The organism is Streptomyces sp. NPDC030183, assembly GCF_055573455.1.
This window is the reverse complement of the sequence record NZ_JBVIBK010000001.1, coordinates 231,372-253,813: the sequence shown is the minus strand read 5'-3', so window position 1 is coordinate 253,813 and position 22,442 is coordinate 231,372. Positions and strand designations below refer to the sequence as shown.

21 protein-coding genes are annotated in these 22,442 nt (G+C 73.7%); 8 read left to right on the top strand and 13 right to left on the bottom strand.

From position 1 onward, the window contains the following. Positions 1–16 precede the first annotated feature (16 nt). On the top strand, positions 17–1,942 hold the full coding sequence (locus ACZ4Z2_RS01090; RefSeq protein WP_468071054.1) for an AMP-dependent synthetase/ligase: 1,926 nt from the start codon (positions 17–19) through the stop codon (positions 1,940–1,942). Positions 1,943–2,041: 99 nt separating this feature from the next. On the opposite strand, the gene ACZ4Z2_RS01085 is transcribed toward ACZ4Z2_RS01090, so the two are convergent. Continuing rightward, positions 2,042–2,452 carry a rodlin gene (locus tag ACZ4Z2_RS01085; RefSeq protein WP_468071052.1) on the bottom strand — a complete coding sequence of 137 codons (411 nt, stop codon included), beginning with the start codon at positions 2,450–2,452 and terminating at the stop codon, positions 2,042–2,044. 120 nt (positions 2,453–2,572) lie between these two features. Next, on the bottom strand, positions 2,573–2,986 hold the full coding sequence (locus ACZ4Z2_RS01080; RefSeq protein WP_468071050.1) for a rodlin: 414 nt from the start codon (positions 2,984–2,986) through the stop codon (positions 2,573–2,575). Between the two features lie 249 nt (positions 2,987–3,235). Here ACZ4Z2_RS01080 and ACZ4Z2_RS01075 point away from each other — a divergent pair, with 249 nt between their 5' ends. From ACZ4Z2_RS01075 to ACZ4Z2_RS01065, 3 genes are all read left to right on the top strand, one after another. Beyond that, positions 3,236–3,649: a rodlin gene (locus ACZ4Z2_RS01075; protein ID WP_468071048.1), complete on the top strand. Its 414-nt coding sequence runs from the start codon at positions 3,236–3,238 to the stop codon at positions 3,647–3,649. Positions 3,650–3,911: 262 nt separating this feature from the next. Further along, entirely contained in the window at positions 3,912–4,169 is a 258-nt protein-coding gene (locus tag ACZ4Z2_RS01070; RefSeq protein ID WP_468071046.1) for a chaplin, read from the top strand. 112 nt (positions 4,170–4,281) lie between these two features. Further along, positions 4,282–5,292, top strand: coding sequence for a chaplin (locus tag ACZ4Z2_RS01065; RefSeq protein WP_468071044.1), 1,011 nt, complete (start codon positions 4,282–4,284; stop codon positions 5,290–5,292). A 54-nt stretch (positions 5,293–5,346) separates the two neighbouring features. Here the strand turns inward: ACZ4Z2_RS01065 and ACZ4Z2_RS01060 are convergent, their stop codons facing one another. After that, positions 5,347–6,606 (bottom strand): FAD-dependent oxidoreductase, encoded by a 1,260-nt coding sequence (locus ACZ4Z2_RS01060; RefSeq protein WP_468071042.1) that lies wholly within the window; start codon positions 6,604–6,606, stop codon positions 5,347–5,349. Beyond that, entirely contained in the window at positions 6,606–7,847 is a 1,242-nt protein-coding gene (locus ACZ4Z2_RS01055) for a carboxylate--amine ligase (protein WP_468071040.1), read from the bottom strand. Before ACZ4Z2_RS01055 ends, ACZ4Z2_RS01060 begins: the two co-directional genes overlap by 1 nt. Before the next feature lie 172 nt (positions 7,848–8,019). On the opposite strand from ACZ4Z2_RS01055, the gene ACZ4Z2_RS01050 reads away from it, so the two are divergent. Beyond that, positions 8,020–9,369 carry a glycoside hydrolase family 26 protein gene (locus ACZ4Z2_RS01050; protein ID WP_468071039.1) on the top strand — a complete coding sequence of 450 codons (1,350 nt, stop codon included), beginning with the start codon at positions 8,020–8,022 and terminating at the stop codon, positions 9,367–9,369. A 34-nt stretch (positions 9,370–9,403) separates the two neighbouring features. On the opposite strand, the gene ACZ4Z2_RS01045 is transcribed toward ACZ4Z2_RS01050, so the two are convergent. From ACZ4Z2_RS01045 to ACZ4Z2_RS01005, 9 genes are read right to left on the bottom strand one after another with little or no spacing between them, the layout of a single operon-like run. Further along, positions 9,404–10,627 carry a GNAT family N-acetyltransferase gene (locus ACZ4Z2_RS01045; protein ID WP_468071037.1) on the bottom strand — a complete coding sequence of 408 codons (1,224 nt, stop codon included), beginning with the start codon at positions 10,625–10,627 and terminating at the stop codon, positions 9,404–9,406. Further along, on the bottom strand, positions 10,624–11,292 hold the full coding sequence (locus ACZ4Z2_RS01040) for a YveK family protein (protein ID WP_468071035.1): 669 nt from the start codon (positions 11,290–11,292) through the stop codon (positions 10,624–10,626). The genes ACZ4Z2_RS01045 and ACZ4Z2_RS01040 overlap by 4 nt, the downstream gene beginning before the upstream one ends. After that, positions 11,289–12,437 carry a glycosyltransferase gene (locus tag ACZ4Z2_RS01035; RefSeq protein ID WP_468071033.1) on the bottom strand — a complete coding sequence of 383 codons (1,149 nt, stop codon included), beginning with the start codon at positions 12,435–12,437 and terminating at the stop codon, positions 11,289–11,291. Before ACZ4Z2_RS01035 ends, ACZ4Z2_RS01040 begins: the two co-directional genes overlap by 4 nt. 7 nt (positions 12,438–12,444) lie before the next feature. Beyond that, positions 12,445–13,137, bottom strand: coding sequence for a polysaccharide deacetylase family protein (locus ACZ4Z2_RS01030; protein ID WP_468071652.1), 693 nt, complete (start codon positions 13,135–13,137; stop codon positions 12,445–12,447). 55 nt (positions 13,138–13,192) lie between these two features. Next, a complete protein-coding gene (locus tag ACZ4Z2_RS01025) occupies positions 13,193–14,911 on the bottom strand; it encodes a lipid II flippase MurJ (protein WP_468071031.1) in 1,719 nt (572 codons plus the stop codon). Next, positions 14,908–16,245, bottom strand: a complete 1,338-nt coding sequence (locus tag ACZ4Z2_RS01020; protein ID WP_468071650.1) for an O-antigen ligase family protein — start codon at positions 16,243–16,245, stop codon at positions 14,908–14,910. Before ACZ4Z2_RS01020 ends, ACZ4Z2_RS01025 begins: the two co-directional genes overlap by 4 nt. Before the next feature lie 11 nt (positions 16,246–16,256). Beyond that, on the bottom strand, positions 16,257–17,708 hold the full coding sequence (locus ACZ4Z2_RS01015; protein ID WP_468071029.1) for a sugar transferase: 1,452 nt from the start codon (positions 17,706–17,708) through the stop codon (positions 16,257–16,259). Further along, positions 17,705–18,877: a glycosyltransferase family 4 protein gene (locus ACZ4Z2_RS01010; RefSeq protein ID WP_468071027.1), complete on the bottom strand. Its 1,173-nt coding sequence runs from the start codon at positions 18,875–18,877 to the stop codon at positions 17,705–17,707. Before ACZ4Z2_RS01010 ends, ACZ4Z2_RS01015 begins: the two co-directional genes overlap by 4 nt. 39 nt (positions 18,878–18,916) lie before the next feature. After that, positions 18,917–20,032, bottom strand: a complete 1,116-nt coding sequence (locus ACZ4Z2_RS01005) for a DUF3344 domain-containing protein (protein ID WP_468071025.1) — start codon at positions 20,030–20,032, stop codon at positions 18,917–18,919. Between the two features lie 321 nt (positions 20,033–20,353). Between ACZ4Z2_RS01005 and ACZ4Z2_RS01000 the strand changes: the two genes are divergently transcribed. The 3 genes from ACZ4Z2_RS01000 (at position 20,354) to ACZ4Z2_RS00990 (ending at position 22,238) form a co-directional block, all read left to right on the top strand. Beyond that, a complete protein-coding gene (locus ACZ4Z2_RS01000) occupies positions 20,354–20,593 on the top strand; it encodes a chaplin (RefSeq protein ID WP_468071023.1) in 240 nt (79 codons plus the stop codon). Between the two features lie 147 nt (positions 20,594–20,740). Continuing rightward, entirely contained in the window at positions 20,741–21,733 is a 993-nt protein-coding gene (locus ACZ4Z2_RS00995) for a hypothetical protein (RefSeq protein ID WP_468071021.1), read from the top strand. A gap of 208 nt (positions 21,734–21,941) precedes the next feature. After that, a complete protein-coding gene (locus tag ACZ4Z2_RS00990; protein ID WP_468071019.1) occupies positions 21,942–22,238 on the top strand; it encodes a hypothetical protein in 297 nt (98 codons plus the stop codon). The last annotated feature ends 204 nt before the right edge of the window (positions 22,239–22,442 follow it).

The window sequence follows — 22,442 nt, the reverse complement described above, 5'->3', positions numbered from 1 at the left end:
GCCTCGGGGAGCCGTGATGGGTGTACGCAAGGACTTGAACCAGGCGAAGCGGCGCGCGGACCTCGCCGACCGGGTCAAGGTCGAGGTGGTCAGGGACGCAGGGGGCGTGGTCCGCGAGGCCCGCACCCCCGCCCTCGCCCCCGGCAGGACCGCCGGCAGCACCGCCGACCTGCCCTTCCGCAACGCCACCGAGGCCCCGGACGCCGTGGTCCTGCGCCGCGCCGACGCCCAGGGCACCTTCCACCCGGTCACCGCCGCGGACTTCGCCCGTGAGGTCACCACCACCGCCAAGGGGCTGATAGCGGCCGGCCTCGAACCGGGCGGCCGGGTCGCGATCATGTCGCGCACCCGCTACGAATGGACCGTCCTCGACTTCGCCGTCTGGGCGGCCGGCGGCCAGTCCGTCCCGATCTACGCCACGTCCTCACCGGACCAGATCGAGTGGATCGTCCGCGACTCCGGCTCCCGCTTCGCGATCGTGGAGACCCCCGAGAACGCGGCCGCCGTCACCACCGCCACCGCCCGCCACTCCCGGCCGCCGCAGGTCTGGCAGCTCGACGACGGCGCCCTCGACCTCCTCGCCGACCTCGGCCGGAGCGTCCCCGAGGACGAGGTCACCAAGCGTCGGGCCGCCCTGACCCCGGACACCGCCGCGACCATCTGCTACACCTCCGGCACCACCGGCCGCCCCAAGGGCTGCGTCCTCACCCACGCCAACCTGCACGCGGAGGCCGCCAACACGGTCGAGCTGCTCCACCCGATCTTCAAGGAGATCACCGGCCAGGTCGCCTCGACCCTGCTGTTCCTGCCCCTCGCCCACATCCTGGGCCGCACCATCCAGATCGCCTGCATGCTGGCCCGGATCGAGCTGGGCCACTGCCCGAGCATCAAGCCCGACGAACTGCGGCCCGCACTCAAGAAGTTCCGCCCCACCTTCCTCGTCGGCGTCCCCTACCTCTTCGAGCGGATCCACGCCACCGGCCGCGCCACCGCCGAACGCATCGGCCGCGGCGCCTCCTTCGACCGCGCCCACCGCGTCGCCGTCCGCTTCGCCAAGGCATACCTCGACAAGTTCCTGGGCAGCGGCCCCGGCCCCACCCCCGGGCTGTACGCCGCCTGGGCCCTGTACGACACGCTCGTCTACCGCCGCATCCGCAGCGAGCTGGGCGGCCGCATGCGCTACGCCATCAGCGGCGGCTCCCCGCTCGACCGCGACCTCAACCTCTTCTTCTACGCCGCCGGGGTCATCGTCTACGAGGGCTACGGCCTCACCGAGACCACCGCGGCCGCCACCATCGTCCCGCCCCTGGGACCCCGCCCCGGCACGGTCGGCCGACCCGTCCCCGGCACCGCGATCCGCATCGCCGACGACGGCGAGGTCCTCATCAAGGGCGGCATCGTCTTCGGCGCCTACTGGAACGACCCGGTCGCCACCGACGCCGCCCTCACCGACGACTGGTTCGCCACCGGCGACCTGGGCGCCCTCGACGACGACGGCTACCTCACCATCACCGGCCGCAAGAAGGACATCCTCGTCACCTCCGGCGGCAAGAACGTTTCCCCGGCCGTGCTGGAGGACCGCCTCCGCAGCCGCCCCCCGGTCGGCCAGTGCATCGTCGTCGGCGACAACCGCCCCTTCGTCGCCGCCCTGATCACCCTCGACCCCGAGGACGTCAGCCACTGGCTGCACGTGCGCGGGATGTCCCCGGACACCCCGCTCTCCGAGGTCGTCACCGATCCCCGGATGCGCGCAGAGGTCCAGAAGGCCGTGGACTACGCCAACCAGGCCGTCTCCCGCGCCGAGTCGATCCGTGAGTTCAAGCTGGTCGAGGGCGAGTTCAGCGAGGAGAACGGACTGCTCACCCCGTCCATGAAGATCAAGCGCCACGCCGTCACGGCGGCCTACGCGGCGGCCATCGAGTCGCTCTACGCCAGGAAGTGAGCCACGGGGCCGCACCGGCCCCGCACACGGAAGGGCGGGCCGCCGAGAAACTCGGCGGCCCGCCCTCGCGGTACCGCGGTCGGCCGTGCCGTCGCCGCGTCAGCTGTTGCTGGCGCCGTTGCCCGACAGGACCGGGATGTTGTCCAGGATGTGCGAGAGCGGCTCGTCACCCTTGGCCTGGGTGGAGTTCTCGACACACTGCTGGTTCTGCGGCGCGGACAGGATCGGCACGTCCTGCACGGCGGTGATCGGGATGAGACCGACGACCGAGCCGACGTTCACCTTGGCCGGCAGACCGATGCAGGGCTTGTTCAGCGTGCCCTGCACCAGCGACAGCTGGGGGCTCATGTCGCCGTGCGTCTTCTGGTTGCCGTACTTCTGGACCGAGCCGTTGCCGTTGGCGGTGTTGACGCCCTCGTCGTTCCCGATCGCCAGCGCCGGAGCGGCGGCGGCGGCCGAGAGACCGGCGACGGAGGCGGCGACGGCCGCGGTCGCCCACAGCTTCTTCATGTTCGTATGCCCTTTCGAGGAGCGGACTCCGGTGCGGAGCCGCGTGAGGATCAACACCGCGCTGGACGGCGTGGTTGCGGGGTGTGCCCCGTTCGGCCCAGAGGCATCCGGGGCACCACGTCAGCTCTTGCTGGCGCCGTTGCCCGACAGGACCGGGATGTTGGAGAGGATGTGCGAGAGCGGCTCGTCGCCCTTGGCCTGGGTGGAGTTCTCGACACACTGCTGGTTCTGCGGGGCCGAGAGGATCGGCACGTCCTGCACGGCCGTGATCGGGATGGCGCCGACGACGGAGCCGATGTTGGCCTTGGCCGGCAGGCCGATGCAGGGCTTGTTGAGCGAGCCCTGGATGAGCGCCATCTGCGGGCTCATGTTCCCGTAGGTGGCCTGGTTGCCGTAGATCTGCTCGGAGCCGTTGCCGTTGGCGGTGCTGACCCCGCCGTCGTTGCCGATCGCCAGCGCCTGGGGCGCGACGGCGGCCGAGGCTCCGACGACGGAAGCGGCGATCGTCGCGGCGGCGAAAACCTTCTTGATCACTTGCTGGTCCCTTCTGAAGTAACCCCGTCCACCGGAGCGCCCTGGACAACTGGCCGCGACTGGCTTGGTTCCTCCGAATCACCCTGATGGCCCACGTGAATCACATTGTCATCAAGTCCATGAGCGGGTCGTTTCAAATGAATTCCGGGTCCGGGCAGGCCAACCGGGTGAAGAGTCGCAACCAATGCACGGGACTCGGGTTGAGGTGGACGCAAGATTGTGTGGCGCTGCCATGAAAGGACCGGAGAAATGCTCAAGAAGGCAATGGTCGCGACGGTGTTCGCGGCTTCCGCCGTCGGTGTCTCGGCGGCGGCCGCGCCCCAGGCGCTCGCCATCGGCAACGACGAGGGCGTCAGCACCGCCAACGGGAACGGTGCCGAGCAGTCGTTCGGAAACGCCTCCACGAAGGGCGACCTGAGCCCTCAGGCATCACTCGTCCAGGGCTCGCTCAACAAGCTCTGCGTCGGCCTCCCGGTCAAGGTCAACGTCGGCTCGGTCGTCGGCGCCATCCCGATCACGGCCCTGCAGGACGTGCCGATCCTCTCGGCCCCGCAGAACCAGCAGTGCGCGGAGAACTCCACCCAGGCCAAGGGTGACGAGCCCTTGTCGCACATCCTCGACAACATCCCGGTGCTCTCCGGCAACGGCGCCAGCAGGAGCTGACCGAAGAACTCCGAATGCGGCTCGGGCCGCCCGTGCGACATGTGTACGGGCGGTCCGAGTCCTTCGCGTGTATGCGTCTCCTGGGCCGATCGGGCGACGACCGACACGCCGTTCGTCCCTGATCTGTGGGTCGTTCGGGTGAATTACCCGACGCCCCACGTTCCTCAGTTTCTTCCGGCGTCTATTCCTCGTTTCACAGGCTGCAGGTCATGATGCGGGCCGTCCATGCTGTGCTCGCTCGGTTTCGACCGTCAATTGGGGCATGACCGCAGAGAAGGGAAATGACGTGAAGCTCAAGAAGAGCGCTGCTGTCGTCGCCGGCGCGATCATGGCCGTGGGTGTCGCCAGCCCGGCCATGGCCGACTCCGAGGCCAAGGGTGCCGCTGTCGGTTCGTCGGGTGTCCTGTCGGGCAACGTGGTCCAGGTTCCCATCCACATCCCGATCAACGTCTGCGGCAACACCGTCAACATCGTCGGGCTGCTGAACCCCGCGTTCGGGAACGTCTGCGTCAACGACTGACGTCGTAGCGCATCGCGCCAGCCGCTCGGCTGTGCCACAGGCCGGCCTCGGGATGTCCTCATCGGCTCCGAGGCCGGCTTTTCCCACTTCTTCGAGCAGGAAGAACACGAGATTGCGACAGACCCTGAGCAAGGGAATGGTCGTGGCCGCCGCGACGACGGGTCTTCTGACCCTCTACGGCACTCCGGTGCTCGCGGATTCGAGCGCGCACGGGGCCACTTCGAACTCACCCGGCGTCGCGTCGGGCAATACGGTGCAGGTACCGGTGACGGTCCCGGTGAACGCCTGCGGCAATTCCGTCGACGTCGTCGGCATCGGCAATCCGGCGCTGGGCAACAGCTGCGGCACCAAGGGCGACGTGAAGGCCGACGAGCGCTCCGCGCCCGCGTACGACACCGCGCCGAGCCCCCAGAGTGCCCCGACCGAGCAGCACGACGACTGGGGCCAGAAGGAGTACGCCGAGATCGTCGAGCAGGCCGAGCGCGCCGGACAGTCCGCGTCCGCCCCGGAGGACGACCACGGACAGGACGACGGGTACGGTCAGGACCAGGGCGGATACGGTCAGGTCCAGGGCGGATACGGGCAGGACGAGGGCGGATACGGCGACCACGACGGTCAGAACGACCAGGGTGGTCACGGCGACCAGGGTGGTTACGGCGACGAAGGTGAGCACGGCGGCTACGGGGACACCCCGGGCGGCTACGGCGACGCGCCCGAGGACCACGGCGACAGCCCCGGCTACGGCGACAGCCCCGGTTATGGCGACACGCCGCCGACGGACCGCCCGCCGGTGGACAAGCCGCCGGTCGATAAACCACCGGTGGACAAGCCGCCGGTCGACAAGCCGCCCACGGACAAGCCCCCGACCGACAAGCCCCCGGTCGACAAACCCCCCGTGGACAAGCCGCCGGTCGACAAACCCCCGACCGACACACCGCCCACCCACCAGCCGCCCACCCACCAGCCGCCCACCGACAGGCCGCCGACGCATCATCGGCCGCCCACCCTGCCGCACACCGGCAGTGACACGGAGGTCCTGGTCGGGATGTCGGCCGCGAGCCTGGGGCTGATCCTGGGCGGCGGCATCCTGTACCGCAGGGGCAGGGCGGCCTCGGGCCGCTGAGCCGCACCGGGCGCCGGGCGCGCCGCATGCGCCCGGCACCCATGTCCGTGCCCGTCACAACCCGGCGGTCGAGATCAGGCCGCTCCTCGCCCCCGGCACCGGGGCGGGCCCGCCGGGCGCCCCCGTGCGCAGTCGTCGCCGTACGCCTCGCACGAGGGTGTCCGCCGTGAAGGTCGCGCCGTGCACGAAGCGCATCGCGGGGCCGAAACCGGACGCGGTGGTGAGACCCGCGAAGAACAGGCCGGGGACGGAGGACTCGAAGTCCCGGCCGACCGCGGGGGAGCCGTCCGGGAGGGGCAGCAGAGCGGCACGTACGTCGTCCGCCAGCAGGCCGAGCCGTGCGCAGCTGGCCCGGAACCCCGTGGCGGCGATGACGTGGTCGGTGTCCAGCGAGGTCAGCTCGCCGCCGCGGCCCACCGTCTCCAGCCGTACGGCACCGCCCTTCTCGTACGCCACCACGACCTCCTGGCCGAGCCGTACCTCGACGGCCGGCTCGACCCGGTCGCGCACCCACCAGGCGCCCGCCGGGCCCAGGGCCTCGGCCGCGACCCGCATCCGCCGGGCCTCGGGCAGCCGCCGGTACCAGCCGGGCCGTTCCGCGTAGAACCAGTTGCGCCAGCCGCAGCCCAGACCGCTGTGCGGGGCGCGGAGCGCGTGGCGCCAGGGGCGCGCCAGGGGCGGCGGCACCTCGTTCCAGCGCAGCGCGGCGGCCCGCGCCAGCACCCGGACCCGGGTGTTCTGCTCGGCCAGGAGCGCCGCCGTCTCCAGGGCGGCCTGCCCGGCGCCGATCACCGTGACGTCCTTGCCGCGGAAGCGGCCGAGGTCGTGGTGGTGGCTGCTGTGCGAGACATGCTCGGGGCCCAGCTCGCGGAAGGCGGAGGGGATGGCGACGAAGGGGACGACGCCGATCGCCAGGACCACCGTCCGGGCGCGGACCGTCTCACCGTCGTCCAGCAGGGCCTCGAAGCAGCCGCGGCCGCGCTGAAGACGGGTCACCGTGCGTTCGTCGAGCGGCGGTACGGCGTTGCGGGCGAACCACAGGCCGTACGAGGCGAAGACGCCGACCGGGATCGGACGGCCGTGGCCGGCCTCGACGCCCTGCTCGGCGCAGTACACGTCCAGGCGCCAACGGCGCTCGGGGTCGGACAGGTTGGAGGCCCAGGGCTCGGACTTCAGGAACATGCCGGGCGGCATGTGGTCCCGCCAGGACGCCATGGGGCGGCCGAGCACGCGCAGGCTCAGTCCGGCGGCCGCGGCGTGGGACGCGATGGACAGGCCGTACGGGCCGGCGCCCACCACCAACAGGTCGTACATCAGCGGCTGCTCGCTCTCTCGTTCTCGTCGTGGGTCGGGTCGTGCGGGGCGGGGACGGGCAGGGGCGGCCGGACGGTCCGGGACGCCAGCAGCCGGCCCAGGCTGTGGCGGGTCCACAGCGGCCAGAGCGCCGCGCCGGGCCCGAGGTCGTCCTTGGCGTGCCAGGCCAGTTCGCGGGGTTGGGGGAGCAGTACGGTCAGCGGCGCGTAGTTCTCCACCACGAACGTCCGCCCCGGCACCGGCGCCCCGTTCGGGACCGGCCGGCCGGTGAGGTCGAGGTGCAGGGCGCGTACGACGTCGACGCCGGCGGTGTCGGCGAAGAGCCGGAACTGGGCGCCGGGGCGCGGATTGAAGTCGAGCAGGTGGTACGCGCCGTCGCCGTCGCGGCGGAAGTCGAGGTCGAACACCCCCCGGTAGCCGAGCGCGTCGACCAGCCGCTCGGCGAGGGCCTGGACCCGCGGGTTCGGCGTCCAGCGGCCGACGGTGGTGAGGCCGGCGCCCGGCGGCCACGCCCGCAGCTTGCGTCCGGGGCCGCCGCCCCGCACCGCCCCCGAGCGGTCGGCGTACCCGTGGAAGAACCAGTCGCGGTCGGGGCCCGGCGGCAGGAACGCCTGGAGCAGCAGGCGGCTGCCGGCCCGCGCCGAGCGCCGGTACAGCGCGGCCGCCTCCCCGGCCGTCCGCACCACCACCGTGCTGCGCAGCCCCTCCCCGCCGGGCAGCAGCCAGGGCCGGGACCACTTGGCCACCACGGGCAGGCCCAGGGCGCGGGCGGCGGCTGCCGCCTCGGGCGCGCTGCCGGGGAGCGCGGTCGCCGGGTGCGGGATGCCCAGGCGAGCGCAGAGGCCGGCCAGTTCGGCCTTGTCGGCCACCTGTTCGGCGAGGGCGGCGGGGGCGCCCGGCAGGAGGTAGCCGTACGACAGCTCCTCGCGCAGCCGTGCGGCGGCCACGGCGCTCGCGTCGTCCAGCGGCACCAGCAGGGCGGGCCGGGCCAGCCGCTCGGCCACACGGCGCAGGACGGCGGCGAACTCGTCGAGGGTCGCGCCGGGCGGAGGCGGGGCATGGGTCGCGGCGAGGAAACGTGAGCCGCCCACGGGGCTCTTCGCGCAGTCCGCGACCAGGTGCACCTCCACTCCGGCCCGGCCGAGGGAACGCACGGCCCCGAGGGTTCCGTGGTGGAAGGGATTGGGGTCGGTCCGCAGCAGAACGGCCGGAACACGGGTGTCGAGCGGTGGCACGGACATCTCGTTGGGGCCTCGCACATTTCTTTCGGAACGGGTCACCCGTGCGGGCGCTTCGGACACCCGAAGGCAGGAGCCCCGGTTGGCGGAATTCATATTTGTGTGACTGATTGTCAGTAGGTGGAAATCGGCGGCGGAAAGCAGTGAAGTGAGAAATGCGAAGAGAGGAGCGCGCATGGCTCCACAGCAGGGGCGCGCCCGGCACGGTCGGCCCCGGAAGAGGCGGCTGGCGCTGATCGCGGCCGGTGTGGTGACGTCGGTGGCTCTCGCGTCGGTCCCCGTGTACGCGGTGGGCACCGTCGTGCGGGTGGCCGATCCTCCGGTGCCGGTGGTCCCTGCCGCACCGGCGGCGGTGTCCCCACCGGCCGCGCCCAAGGTCCCGGCCCCCGCCCCGTCCGCCACGGCCCCGTCCGTCACCCCGCCGTCGACCGCACCGGTTCCGGCCACGCCGTCCCAGGCGCCCGTGCCCACCGCCCAGCCGCCCGCGTTCGGCGCCTATCTGCACTACGGCCCCCGCGGAGTCGCCCGGATCGCCGAGCTGAGCCACTGGCTGGGCGGCTCGGAGCTGCGGGTGGCGCACACGTATCTGCCGGGCGACCGCTGGTCCAACATCGAGGGCCTGCCCGGCTTCCTGGATGCCTGGGCGCAGTGGCGGCGGGCGGACGACGACCGGGTGTTCGTCCTCAACGTGCCCATGATGGAGCGCAACGAGGAAGGCGTCCCCGACTGGGAGGTCCGGCAGTTGCTGCGCCGCGCCGCCGCGGGCGCGTTCGACCACCACTTCCGCAGGCTCGCGGAGCGGCTGGTCGAGCTGAAGGTGCCGGACACGGTGATCGTGCTCGGCTGGGAGATGAACGGCATCACGTACACCCATCGCTGCGGGCCGGACCCGGAGAGCTGGAAGAAGTACTGGAACAGGATCGTCACCACGATGCGCGCGGTGCCGGGCCAGAAATTCAAGTTCGACTGGACGCCGAACCGTGGCCGGGACGCCATTCCCTGGACCCAGTGCTACCCGGGGGACGACACGGTCGACATCATCGGAATGGACTCCTACGACCAGCCGCGCGGAATCTCCTTCGACGAGCAGGTGAAGGAGCCGTACGGGCTCCAGGCGCACGTCGATTTCGCGAAGGCGCACAAGAAGCCCATCTCATATGCGGAATGGGGGCTCTTCCGCAACGGCGACAACCCGGAGTACATGCGGCGCATGCTCGCCTGGATGGACGAGCACAAGCCGTTCTACAACACGCTGACCGACTACTGTCCGCACGGCGTGTGGCAGTGCGACAGCAACCCGCTCGCGGCGCAGGTCTACCGGTCGATGCTCTCCGGACGCGTCGAACCGAAGCCGCTGCCGACCCCGACGCCCACCCCCACGCCGAAACCGACACCGACCAAGCCGGCGCCCCCGAAGCCGGTGCACCCGCCGAACTGCTCGCCGCTGGAGCTGGGCGACTGGGTGGAGTACTGGATCGGCGGCAAGCTCTGCGTCCGCACGGACTGGTGGGAACGCTACCGGTGACCCGGAGGCGGCGGGCCGCGGAGCGGAGGGACGCTCACCGCCCGCCGCCACCGCGTTCCCTCCGCTCCGCGTCCCGCCGCCCGCCCCGGGGCTGTCCCCGCTCCGGGGCGGGGCGCTCACCCCGGTCCCCGCGCTCCCGTCGGCCGGCGCGCTCCCGCCAGCCGCGCAGGAGTTCCTTGCCGCGCTCGCGGGCCGCCGCGTCACAGGCGACCGCCGTCAGGATCGGGGCGGTGCGCCGGCGGGCGAGCAGCAGCCGCTGGTTGACAACGGTGTCGGGGCGCCAGCGCAGCTTGTACGGCTCGGCGCCCCGCAGCAGGCTCAGCACCTGCTGGGCCCCGGCGCCGACCTGCGCGGCGCTGGAGTTCAGCAGCATCGTGGCGACGTCCGCCTTGCGTTCCCGCAGCCCGGGGTGGGCGCCGTAGAGGTAGCCGCCCGCCAGCCGCCGGGACAGCAGGGTGACGTCGACGGCCATGACGTCGTCGCCCAGCCGGAACTCGGTCACCACGGCGTCCCCGGAGCGCACCATCGGCCCCACCGAGCGGGCCAGGTGCTCGGAGAAGCGGGGCCGCATGTGCTCGGTGGTCACCTTGCGGCCCTGCCACTGCAGGCGGTGCAGGTCCAGCATGGTCCGCAGGGCCGGGCCCACCTCGTCGTGGCCGACGGCGCGGGGCACGATGCCCAGGTCGCCCAGCTTGCGGATCTTGGCCCGGACGCGCTGGGCGCGGGAGCCGGGCAGCCGCTTCAGCAGTTCGTCCATGGGCTGCGCGGGCAGCTCCAGACAGACCGAGTCGGCCACCTTCCGCCGGGGGCCCCGCCAGTGCTCGTAGATCCGTTCGACGGCGGCGCCGGGCCGGACCTCGCGGAAGTCGATCAGCGCGGTCCGCGCGGCGGCCGACAGTCCCTCGGCGAGCGCGGCCGACGCCTGGTCGGCGTCCTCGTCGTCGACCAGCACATCGGCGAAGTCGGAGATCGGGTGCCCGAGCGGGAGCAGGCACGGCAGCGGACCCGGGACCAGCATCAGCGGCGCGACCGCGCGCAGCTCGGCGCCGTCGCGGACCAGGACGAGCCGCAGCCGCCCCGGCCTGCCGTACGACAGCCACCAGGAGTGCAGCCAGGCGTGGGTCTGGAACGGGGTGGCCGGGCCGCACCGCCGGTACAGCCGGTCCCAGGCTCCGGCCAGCTCGCCGAACTCGCCCTCGTCGGTGCAGAGTTCGGCGCGCAGGGTCCGGACCGCCCCCGCGTACGCCGTGGCGGTCACAGCTGGCCGTGGGCGTCGACGGCGACCGCGGGGCCCGGCACGGAGGCCGCGGGCGGGGTCTGTGGAGTCCGCCGGGGCCGGACCAGCAGGGCGAGCCCGCCGAGCAGCCCGCCGGCGGCGGCGCCCACCAGGCCGGTCACCGCCGCCGACGCCGAGGACGCCTCGGTCGGCCTGGTGGCCCGGGCGAACTGCTGGAGCTCGACGCGTGTCGACCTGCCGGCGTCGTTCGCGTGCCGGGTCAGCGCCCGTGACACGGCGTTGGCCATGTCGGCGGCGACGTCCGGCCGCGAGGAGGTCGCGGACACGGCGACCATCGGGGCGTCCGGCGAGGTCGCCGTCCGCACGTTCTCCTTCAGCGTGGACACCGGCACCCCCGCCCACACCTGGGCGTCGCCGAGCACCGCGAGCTGGGTGGCCACCCGCCCGTATGCCTGGGCGAAGCCGAGCGCGGACTGCGTGTCCGACCCTTCGGCGGGCACGGCGACGACATAGCTGGTGGCGGTGTACACGGGCGGCTTCAGCACGCCGTACGCGCCTCCGGCCATCCCGCCGATGAGGGCGCCGGCGGCGAGCAGCGACCAGGGGGGCAGGGCCCTCAGGCGCGGCAGGGGGGCCACCGCACGGCTGTGGCTGTCGGTCACACGGTCGGACGTACGGTCGGTCATACGGAACTCACTCCCAGGGGCGGGGTCGGCGAGGGCGTGCTGGAGACGGCGGCCGCGTACACCTTCATGAGCTGGGCGGCGCTGCGGGTGATGCAGTAGTGCTGGGCGGCGGCGGGGGCGGCCCGGTCGCGCGGTCCCCCCGCGCGGACGTCCAGCAGGGCGCGTACGAAGGACTCCGCGCCCCCTTGGACGCGGCGGGCGCCGACGGTCGCCTCCGGCGGCAGGTCCTCGATCGCCGGGCAGGAGACGTAGAGCACGGGCAGCCCGGACGCCATGGCCTCGACCACCGCGAGCCCGAACGCCTCCTCGGCGCTGGGCGAGGCGAGCACGTCCATGGCGTTCATCAGGGACGGCAGATCGGCGCCGGGGGAGCCCGCGGCCGGGCGCTCCCCGGTGAGCAGCACCCGGTCGGCGACCCCGGCCCGCTGGGCGGCCCGCCGCAGCGTGCTCTCCTCGGGGCCGCCCCCGACGAGCAGCAGCCAGCAGTCGTCCGGGAGGTGGGCCACCGCCCGGACCAGCACGTCGAACCGCTTGCCCGCGGCGAGCCGTCCGACGCCGCCGACGACGTAGGCGCCCTCCGGCAGCCCGAGCCGCCGCCGGGTCCGCTCGCGCAGGGCCGCGTCGAACCGGAACCCTGCGAGGTCGATGCCGTTGGGGACGACCACGGTCCGCTGACCCGGAACGCCCCAGCGTTCCAGCCGGTCGGCGACGGTCGGCGAGACGGCGACCGTCGCCCGGCCCAGCCGCTCGCTGGCGAGGTACAGCGCGCGGACCCCGGCGGACAGCTTCCGCCCCTCCATCTGCGAGTCGCCGAGGGAGTGCTCGGTGGCGACCACGGCCCGGACCCCGGCCAGCCGGGCGGCGACGCGGCCGTAGACACAGGCCCGGTAGAGATGGGTGTGGACGAGGTCGTACCCGCCCCTGCGGATCACCCGCACCAGCCGGGGCAGGGCCGCGAGGTCCCGGTTGCCGCTCATGCCGAGGTGGGTGACGCGGACGCCGTCCGCCCTGAGGCCGTCGGCGACCGGGCCCGGGTTGGTGAGCGTCACCACGTCGCACTCGACCGGCAGATGGCGCAGCAGCAACCGCAGTTGCTGCTCCGCGCCGCCGACTCCGAGCCCGGTGATGATGTGCAGCGCCTTCACGACGGACTCAGACCCCCTCGACCGGCCGGCGCCGCCACCGGTGCAGCTTCCGCTTCAGCAGCAGCCGCACGGCGGTGTCCTCCTCGCCGATGTGCACCCGGGGCAGGGCGAACGGGCCGTTCAGCGGGCCGGGGTCGATCGCGCAGGCGTAGGTGTACCCGGCGTCCCGCACGGCGTCGGCGGCCCGCTGGTCGACCGTGCCGTACGGATAGCAGAAGCCCTGGACGGGAGCACCGGTCAACTCCGAGAGCAGCGCTCTGCTGTCGGCGGTCTCGGCCCGCAGGGTCGCGTCGTCCGCCTTCGTGAGGTCGACGTGGGTCAGCCCGTGCGAGCCGATCTCGATCCCCTCGGTGGCGGCGGCCCGGCGGATGCCGTCCGCGTCCAGCAGCGGCTTGCGGGGGCCGAGCGGGTCCCAGGCGTTCTCCCCGCCCAGCCGCCCCGGCAGCACGAAGAGGGTCGCGCCGAATCCGTGCGCCCGCAGCCGCGGCAGCGCGGCCCCGACGAAGTCCGTGTACCCGTCGTCGAAGGTCAGCCCCACCAGGCCCCGGCCCTCGCCCCGGGCGCGGGCGGCGAGCAGCGCGGCCACGCCGACCCCGCGCAGCCCCCGGCGGCGCAGCCAGCCGAGCTGGGCGTCGAGGCGGTCCGGGGAGACGGTGACGCGGTACGGGTCGTCGGAGCAGTCGCCCACCGAGTGGTACATGGCCACCCAGAGCGGTGCCGCGGTGGCCGGCCCTGCGGTCGAGAGGGGTGTGCGCTCAGCGGAGACGGGCATGCGGAAGCCTTCGTGTGACGGAACGGAGTGCGGGTGCGACGCCGGAGGCGCCCATGGCCGAGGCCAGCAGGACGAAGACGAGGAGGACCACCGAGCCGCCGACGGCCAGGCCGAGGACGGGCGAGTCGATCAGCCCGGCGCAGTACAGCCCCACCGCGCCCGCGGCCACGGCCGCCCGCACCGGCCGGCTCATCTCCGCCACGACCTGCCGGGTGCGGATCGGCACCGCCCGCCCGCGCATCCCGTACAGCAGGAGCAGCGCGCTGACGGTGATGCCGGTCGCGTTCGCGGCGGCGATCCCGAGGACACCCCACGAGCCGACGGTCGCCGCCCCGATCCAGGACGTCGCGACGAGACCGGCGGCCATCGCGGCCAGCGGGTACCAGGTGGGCCGCCCGGCGGAGAAGTAGGAGCGCACCAGCGCGCTCACCAGGGCGTGGCCGAGCAGCCCGAGCGCGTACACCCGCATCACGGCGGCGGTGGCGGCGGTGTCCTCGCCGGTGAACGCGCCCCGCTGGAAGAGCAGTTCGATGATCTGCGGTGCGCAGGCGACGATCGCCGCCGCGCCCAGCAGCACGACGCACGACACCAGCGCGAGGTCCTTCTCGACCCGGTTGCGGGCCCGCTCGGTGTCGCCCTCGGCCATCGCCTGCGCCACCACCGGGAGGGTGACGGTGCACAGCATCAGCGAGAACGTCATCGGGATCTGCGCGACCTTCTGCGCGTAGTTGAGGTGCGAGATGGCTCCGGCGGGCAGCGTCGAGGCGAGGAAGCGCTCGATGAGGACCTGGGACTGCCGGCACAGCGCGAACAGCAGCACGGTGGCGATGAGCGTGAACTCCACCGAACGGGCCTCCCCGGAGCCGGGGACCGCCGAGGCGTCCGCGCCGTCCGTGACGTCCGCGATGTCCGGCGCCTGGGGGGCTGCCTGCCCCTTCCGTCGCAACTGCCGCAGGAGCGACGGCAACTGGGTGAGGATCATCAACCCGCCGCCCACGGCCACCCCGAAGGCCGCCGCCCGCACTCCCCAGCGCCCGCCGAGCACGAACATCGCCGTGATGATCCCGGTGTTGTACGCCACGTAGATCGCCGCGGGCGCCACGAACCGGCGGTGGGCGCGCAGGGCCGCGCTGCAGTAGCCGGCCAGACCGAAGGTGAGCACACAGGTGCCGGTCAGCCGGGTGCAGTCGACGGCGAGCCGGTGGTTGGGCAGACCGGGGGCGAGCACCTCGACCAGATAGGGCGCGCCGAGGATCAGCAGCACCGCCGCCCCCACGAAGGCCAGCGTCAGCCGGGGGAGCGTCGTGGCGACCAGGGAGCGCACCGGGTCGCCCGCGCCGCCCCGCGCACGCCGGGCCACGGCCACACTGAACGCCGGCACCAGCACGAACGCCATGCCGTCCTCGATCAGCAGGGTCGCCGCGAACTCCGGCACCGTCCAGGCCACCAGGAAGGCGTCCGTCTCGCGGCCGGCCCCGAACAGATACGACAGCGCCTGGTCGCGGCCGAGCCCCAGCAGCGCCGCCGCAGCCGTGAGCGCCGCCGTGACGAGGGTGGCCTTGGCGAGGAACCGCCCGGTGGGCGGCGCGACCTCCGACGGCGTCGGCGTCCGGGCACCCGGGACCACCGGGTCGCGGCCCTTGTCACCGATCGCCTCGCCCACGGGGGAGACGGGCGGGACAGGGGGAGGTGTCAGCGTCATCGCGCTCCGGCCCCTTCCGGTACACGGGCCGTGACGGCCCCGGCCGGCGGAACGGCACCCACGGCGGTCCGGTCCGCCAGCGCCCACCAGGCCACCAGTCCGAAGCACACGGCCGTCAGCACGGTCGTGGGCCCGCCGATGTCGGCGTACACGAAGTCGACCAGCACCCAGGCGATCAGCCCGCAGGCGACCAACCCGCAGTCGAGCCCGCCCCGCCGGCCGCCGGGAGACCGCCGCTCCCGCACCAGTCCGCGCAGCCCGCACACGGCGAGCGCGAGCCAGCTCCCGGCCAGCGTCACCAGCCCGGCGAGCCCCTGCTCACTCAGCACCAGCAGATACATGTTGTGCGGCGACAGCAACTGCTGCTTCTGGTACGCCGTACCGGCGCCCGCGATGTCGCTGCCGGACGACAGCGCCAGCGACGCGTGCCCGTCCCGGTGCTCCGGGAAGCCCTTCAACCCGACGCCGGTCAGCGGCTGTTCGCGCCACATCCCGACGGCCGCCGCCCACATCGTGTACCGGTCGGTGACCGACTGGTCCGGCGCGTCGGCGACCCGGGTGATGCTGCTGATCCGCTCCTGGAGCATCGCGGACCCGATGCCGAGCCCGCCGACGAGGACCACACCCACGGCGGCGACGACCGCGAAGACCCCGGCCGCCCGCCGCAGCCCGGCCAGCACCACCTGGAGCCCGCACGCCACCGCCGTGGCGATCCACGCTCCCCGGCTGAACGACACCGCGAGCGGCAGCACCAGCAGCACCGAGCACACCAGCGCCCAGACCCGCTGCCGCGCCGAGGCCGGCGCCAGCGCCAGGCCCACCGCGCACACCAGCCCCAGCGACACCACGGTCGCCATCCCCATGACGTCCCCGGCACCGAAGGTCCCCACGGCCCGGATGTCCTCACCGGCGTAACTGGCGCCGGTCCCGGTGGCGTACTGGTGCGCACCGACGGCGCCCTGCCACAGCGCCAGCCCCACGAAGGACCACGCCACCGTCCGGAAACCGTCCCGGCCGCGGACGCTCAGCAGCACCGCCGCCGGGACCAGCACGAAGATCTGGAGGTACCGGCCGAGCCCGGCGATCCCGGCCCCCGGGTCACCCGCCCCGGCCGCCGCGAGCGCCAGGCCCGCCACGGGCAACCCGAGCACCACGGCCGCCGTACGCGTCAGGGGGCGCCGCCGGTCGCGCAGCAGCCGTACGGCGCACCACAGCACCAGCAGCCCGGAGACGGCGTCGGCCGGGGTCGCGCCGCCCTCGGCGCCGGCGGTGACCGGCAGCGCGAGCGCGGCCACGACGGCGACCACGGGCAAGACGGGCGCGGCAGCGCGCAGAGACGTCACGGTCAGCTCCCCGTGGGACGGACGAGCGCGGCCGCCGTGCGCAGCAGGATGCAGAAGTCCTGCCACAGCGACCAGTTGTCGATGTACGCGTTGTCGAAGCGGGCCCGGTCCTCGATGGAGGTGTCCCCGCGCAACCCGGTGACCTGGGCGAGCCCGGTGATCCCGGTCCGCATCCGGTGGCGGGCCGCGTATCCCGGGTACATCTGGCCGAACTTCCCCACGAAGTACGGCCGTTCCGGTCGGGGCCCGACCAGGCTCATGTCGCCGCGCAGCACGTTCCACAGCTGGAGCAGCTCGTCCAGCGAACTCCGCCGCAGGAAACGGCAGAACCAGCCCATCTCCCGGTCGTTCGCCACGCTCCACCGGGTCGCCGCCTCATGCGCGTCGACCGGGCGGTGGGTGCGGAACTTCAGCAACGTGAACGGCATCCCGTCCCGCCCGATCCGCTCCTGCCGGAACACCACACCGGGCCCCTCGCTCAGCCGCAGCACCACCGCGCACGCCAGCAGCAGCGGACTCACCATCAGCAGCAGGGCCCCCGACACGGCGATGTCCAGGACCCGCTTGGCGACACTCTCCCGACGCGGCGTCAGCTCCAGTGGGCGACAGGCGAACCCGGCGAGCAGCTCCGTGCCGCCGTTCCCGCCGTACCCGGGGGAGTGGGGGTCCACCTCCCACAGCGCGCACCCGTCGGCCTCCAGCGAACGCAACAGCGGGGCGCGCTCCGTGCGGGAGCCGACGACGAGGACGGCCCGCACGCTGTTCTGCACGACCGCGCGCCGCACCTCCTCGGCCGTGGTCAGCACCGGCAGTCCCTCGCCCCCGGCCGGCTGGTCGGCGACGACACCGACCGGGCGCAGTCCGCACGCCGGGTGCCGCTGGAAGGCGGCGGCCACCCGCTGCGCGGTCGCGGCCGGGCCCAGCACCAGGACCGTGCCCGGCCGCCGGACCAGGGCCCGGCGCCGCAGCCAGTGCACGGCGCCCCGGCCCGCGCACGCCGCCGCCGACTGCAGTGTGCAGCCGAGGGCCAGCTCCTGGGCGGACAGCGCGTGGTCCGGGGAGTACGCGGCGACGCCGGCGCCGAGGGCGCACCAGCCCAGCACGATCCGGGCGCACACCGCGGGCAGCTCGTCCAGCACGGCGGGCACGGCGGGCGGGCGGTACAGGCCCGCCCGGGCGTTCAGCCACGCTACGGCCAGTATCAGGGCGACGACCATCAGCGGCCGCCCGGGAGTGCGGTCGCCGGTGAGCGTGAGGACCGCGACCAGCGCGGCCGTGCCGTCGACGGCGAGCAGCGGCAGCCCCGAGGGGCGCCGGGCGGGCCGCCGGCCGACGGGCAGCGCCAGACCGCCGACGGCCTCGCGCGGCGGCACGACGGACACGGCCGTGCCCGTGAACTCGCGTTGCTGTCCACCGGTGGAGGGGACGGTGCTTTCGGTGCTTTCCGCAGTCACGTCTGGATCGACTCCCTGCACTCGGTGGCTTCCACGCCCCGGCCGTCCGCACCGCCGAGCAGATCGCGGTACACGCCCGCGACGGCCCCGGTCATGTGCCGCACGTCGTGCGTGGTCAGTACGTGATGGCGCCCCTGCCGGCCGAGCGACTCGCGCAGCGGCGCGTCGAGCAGCAGCCCGGTGATCGCCCCGGCGAGCGCGGCCGGATCCTCGACGGGCACCGGCTCCTGCCCCGGCGGCAGGCTCTCGCGGGCCCCGTCCACATCGGTGAGGACGACGGGCCGCCCGCACGCCATCGCCTCCAGCGGCGCCAGCGCCATGCCCTCCCACCGGGACGGCAGTACCACCAGATCGGCGGCCTGGCACCACGCCACGGTGTCCGTGACGTTCCCGGCGAACAGCACACCCTCGGGCGCGAGGGCCCGCAGCCGCTCACCGTCCGGCCCGTCCCCGACGAGCACCAGCCGGGCCCCCGGCACCCGCCGCGACACGGTGTCCCATGCGGCGAGGAGCACGTCCTGCCCCTTCTGCCGGCACAGCCGCCCCACACACACCACCAGCGGCGTGTCGGCCCCGGTTCCGGCGAGCAGCGGAAGCCCGGCCCGTACGGCGGCCGCGTCGGCGGGCCGGAACCGCCCGGTGTCGACCCCGTTGGGGATCACCGACCACCGGGCACGCACCCCGGACCGCTCCCCGGTCGCCCGCTCCGCCTCACTGACGCACACCACCCGCGAGGCCCAACGCGCCCCCGTCCGCTCCCAGCCGAGCGCCAGCGCCCCCATGGCGCCGCCGACCGCCTCGAACGACCACGCGTGCGGCTGGAAGACCGTCGGTACGCACCCCCGCACCGCGAGCCGGCCCGCCAGCCCCGCCTTCGCGCTGTGCGCGTGCACGAGGTGGGGCCGTACGTCGTCCAGGACGCGGCGCAGTCGCCGCACCTCGGAGACGAGCGCCGGGCCCGGCGAGCGGGTCGCCGCCCAGTGCCGTACCTCCGCGCCGAGCGCGCGCAGGGCGGGGGCGAGCGGACCGTCGGGGCAGGCCACCGAGACCCGCAGCCCGTCGGCGAGCTGAGCCCGCACCAGGTCCGTCACGACACGGGCCACCCCGCCGTCGACCGGCTGGGTGAGGTGCAGGACCCGCGACGGAGGGTCGGATGGTGACAGGTGCATGCGGGTTCCTCGCTCATGGGCGGCGCCGGGCGGCGCACGTCACTGCTTGGCGTCGACGGCGACGAAGAGCGCCCCGACCCAGGCCGCGTCCCGCTGCGAAACGATCCGGAAGGCCAACTGGTCACCGCCGCGCCGGATTCCGTCGCCCAGTTCGAGAACATCCGAGTCGTATCCGAGCGTGTTCGAGTACGCCGGCGCACGCCCGATGCCGGCCCTTCCCGGCCCGCTGATCGTGGAGTTCAGTACGTCGCCCCTGGGATTGGCCGCGTCGCCGAGCGCGACGGCCCGTCCCCGGCCGGTCGCAACGGTGAGCGAATCGCCCCCGTGCCCGCGGTCCCCGTCGTAGGCCACCAGGCCCACCTGGCCGCGCGCCCGCTTCGGGAACGCCGGACCGCGCATCAGGAGCCGCTGCTCCCCGCCCTTGGCGACCGTGTCGAAGCCGTCCCACACCGCCAGGTGCCGCAGCGGCTCGGCGGGGTTCTCGTACGCCACCATCAGCGTCCACCCGCCCCACGCGCCGGCCGCCGAGCGGCCCATGGCCACGTTGACCTGCGCCACCGTGTAGAGCCCGGACCCGCTGGACCGCACCAGCCGGGTCACGTCCGCCGACGCCTGGAAGGCGTCCGCGCCGCGCGCCACCCGGTGCCCGACCACCCGGTCCGCGAGCACCTCCTTGTACTCGCCGCCCGGCTCCGCGATCAGCACCCGCCCGTTGTCCTTCGGGGGCTTCTGCTCGCCGACCCGCAGGTTGCCGCCCCAGTACAGCCGCGCGTAGGTCACCCGCGCGCCCGGCGGCAGCCGGACCTCGCCGCGGCTGGAGTTGTAGGTGTTCGGGTCCCGGTCGACGTCGATGTAGAACATGTCGAAGCCGCCGTTGACCGCCGTACGGCCCGCACGCGCGGTCAGGCAGGGGGAGGTAGCCGACGCGGCCGCCGGTCCGGACGGGGTCCGGCAGGTGATGGAGGAGTTGGCCGCGCGGACGATCCCGCCGTGCTGCACCGCCCGGTAGCGCTGGGCGAACGCCAGCCGCTCGGCCTCGGGCGCGGGCGGCGCCGGCGGCGCGGCCGTCGCGGGGGCGCCGACGGCCCAGAGAGCAGTCAGCGCGCAACAGCCCGCCATCGCACGGCGCAGCAGAGGACCCGGGTGAATTCGCATGTCCGGCGGTGCCCTTTCGGGAGCTCGTTCTGGTGCTGGGGGCAAGCCGCGGATCGTCGTGGGAACGGGCGGAACTCAGCGCATCACAGGGGGAAATCGACGCATGGACACGGGCCGCGGCGGCCCCAAGAGGTGCGCAACTCTATCCGGCTATTGGTATTTATCCGGCGAAACGCGCCAAGTGTGTCGGAATGGTGAAGCAGGGCGTTTCATGAGATCACTCCATCGGAGGCACAACCCCGGATGCCGGCCGCGCGTTGACTCTGCGCCGGGCATCCCCGCCCGGCTGTCTTTTGCGTCAACTCCAAGGAGCACCTCTCCATGTCGCGTATCGCGAAGGGCCTGGCCCTGACCTCCGTTGCTGCCGCGGCCGTGGCGGGCACCGCCGGCGTCGCCACCGCCGACAGCGAGGCGAAGGGCGCCGCCGTCCACTCCCCGGGTGTGCTGTCCGGCAACGCCGTCCAGGTTCCGGTCCACATCCCGGTCAACGTGTGCGGTAACACCGTGAACATCGTCGGGCTGCTGAACCCGGCGTTCGGCAACAAGTGCTTCAACGACTGACGTTCGCGCGGTTTCTTCGGCCGGCCGTTCTCCCGTGGGGAGGACGGCCGGTTCGCGTTGGGCCGATTGGAGGCCGCTCGGTTGCGGGCGGGGAGCGCCGATTCCACGGTGACACCAGGAACCGTCGCCCCGAACGGAAGGTCCTCCATGCCTGCCTCGCCCGCGCGGCGCCTCGCCACCTCCGCGGTCTGCGCCGCGCTCCTGCTCGGCGTGACCGCCCCCGCCGCGACAGCGGTCGACGCCGGCTCCGCGCGTGACCGCGCCCGGCCGACGGTGCCCGTCCCCGACGCGGACACGCTGCTGACGCAGGTCAAGGGGTTCGGTGACCTCGGCGGCGTACTGAAACCGGTCACCGATCTGCTGAACGCCGTGCTCACGGCGGACGACGGCCGCCTGACCGCCGACCGGGCGGCGAAGCTGGGCAAGGCGGCCCGGGCCGCGCTCACCGAGGCCAGGGGCGGGGGGAAGGGGAAGGGGAAGGGTACGGGCAACGAGACGGGCACGGGGAAGGGGAAGGGGAAGGGTACGGGCAAGGGCACGGGCGCCGTCCCGGACACGCAGGCTGGTCCGTCGCCGGGCGCCGTCCCGGTCGCGTCGGGCGTCCCGTCGTCCGTACCCGTCCCGGCCGCGCCGGTTCGCCCATCGCCGGTCGCCGTCCCGGCCGCGTCGGCCGCACCCTCGTCCGTCGCCGCCGCAGTCTCCTCACCCGTCGCCTTCCCGGTGGGCGCCGCCCCACTCGCCACCCCCGTCGCCTTCCCGGTGGGCGCCGCCCCCGTCGCCGTCCCGGTGGGCGCCGTCCCGGTCTTCGGCTCGGTGGGTCCGGTGGACGACGCGCTCGTCGTGTTGCGGAAGGCGGTCGACGCCCTGCTCGCGGTGTCCGTCTCCGGGGACGTCGCCAGGGTGGGGCCCGCCGTCAGCGGGGTCCTGACCGGTGTCGTGCGGGTCGTCGCGGCGACTCTGCTCGGCAGCGGCCTTCCCGCACCCACCGGCCGCGTCCCGGGGAGACCGCCCGTCGGCCTGGTCCCCGTGACGCCGCCCGTCTCGCCGGTCCCGTCGAATCCGCCCGCCGGCCCGGTCCTCGTACAGCCGCCCGTCCGTCCCGTCGTCGTGAAGCCACCGGTCGCACTGCCTGTCGAGTGAGACCGGGACGCGGCGCGTGCGGCGGCTCCGTCCCCCCGCCCCGCGCCGGCAGCCGTCGCACCGGCCACCGTCCCCGGTCGGTGCGACGGCTGTTTCGTATGACGTATCGCTCGGCGTCAGATATGACCTGTCCGATACGGGGTTTCCGCCGGCCCGGGCACTCGTTGGGCACGGCGCAGTGCTTCCCGTATCCGAGGAGAGGAACACGATGAAGTCCCTGAAGGCCGCCGCTGTCGTCGCCGGGTCCATGGCCATCGCTGGGGCCGCGACGCCGGCCTTTGCCTACGACGCCGCGGACGTCACGCCCAGCAGCCTCAACGGCGCGGTGAACACCATCCTCAGCCACCCCCTCGAGATCGAGCCGCCGCTCCGGCACCAGTCGAACGCGCTGGACACGGAGAACAAGGACTCCCTGCTCAACGTCGTCAACGGCGTGACGAAGACTCTCAACGCACCCTCGGGTCCCACAAAGCTCCTCGGCGGCCTGCCCCTCCAGGGCGGCTGACGGCTCCTCCGTACGGTCGGGAAGGGCCGGTTCCGCATCCTCGCGGAGCCGGCCCTTCGTGCGGGTGCCGCATCCTCGGTGACCGGGCCCTTCGTGCGGGTGCCGCATCCTCGGTGACCGGGCCCTTCGGGTGGGTGCCGCGCTGTTCGAGCCGTATCCCTCGTTCGTGTGGTCGGCCGCCGCCCATCGCCCGGGCGGGTGAAA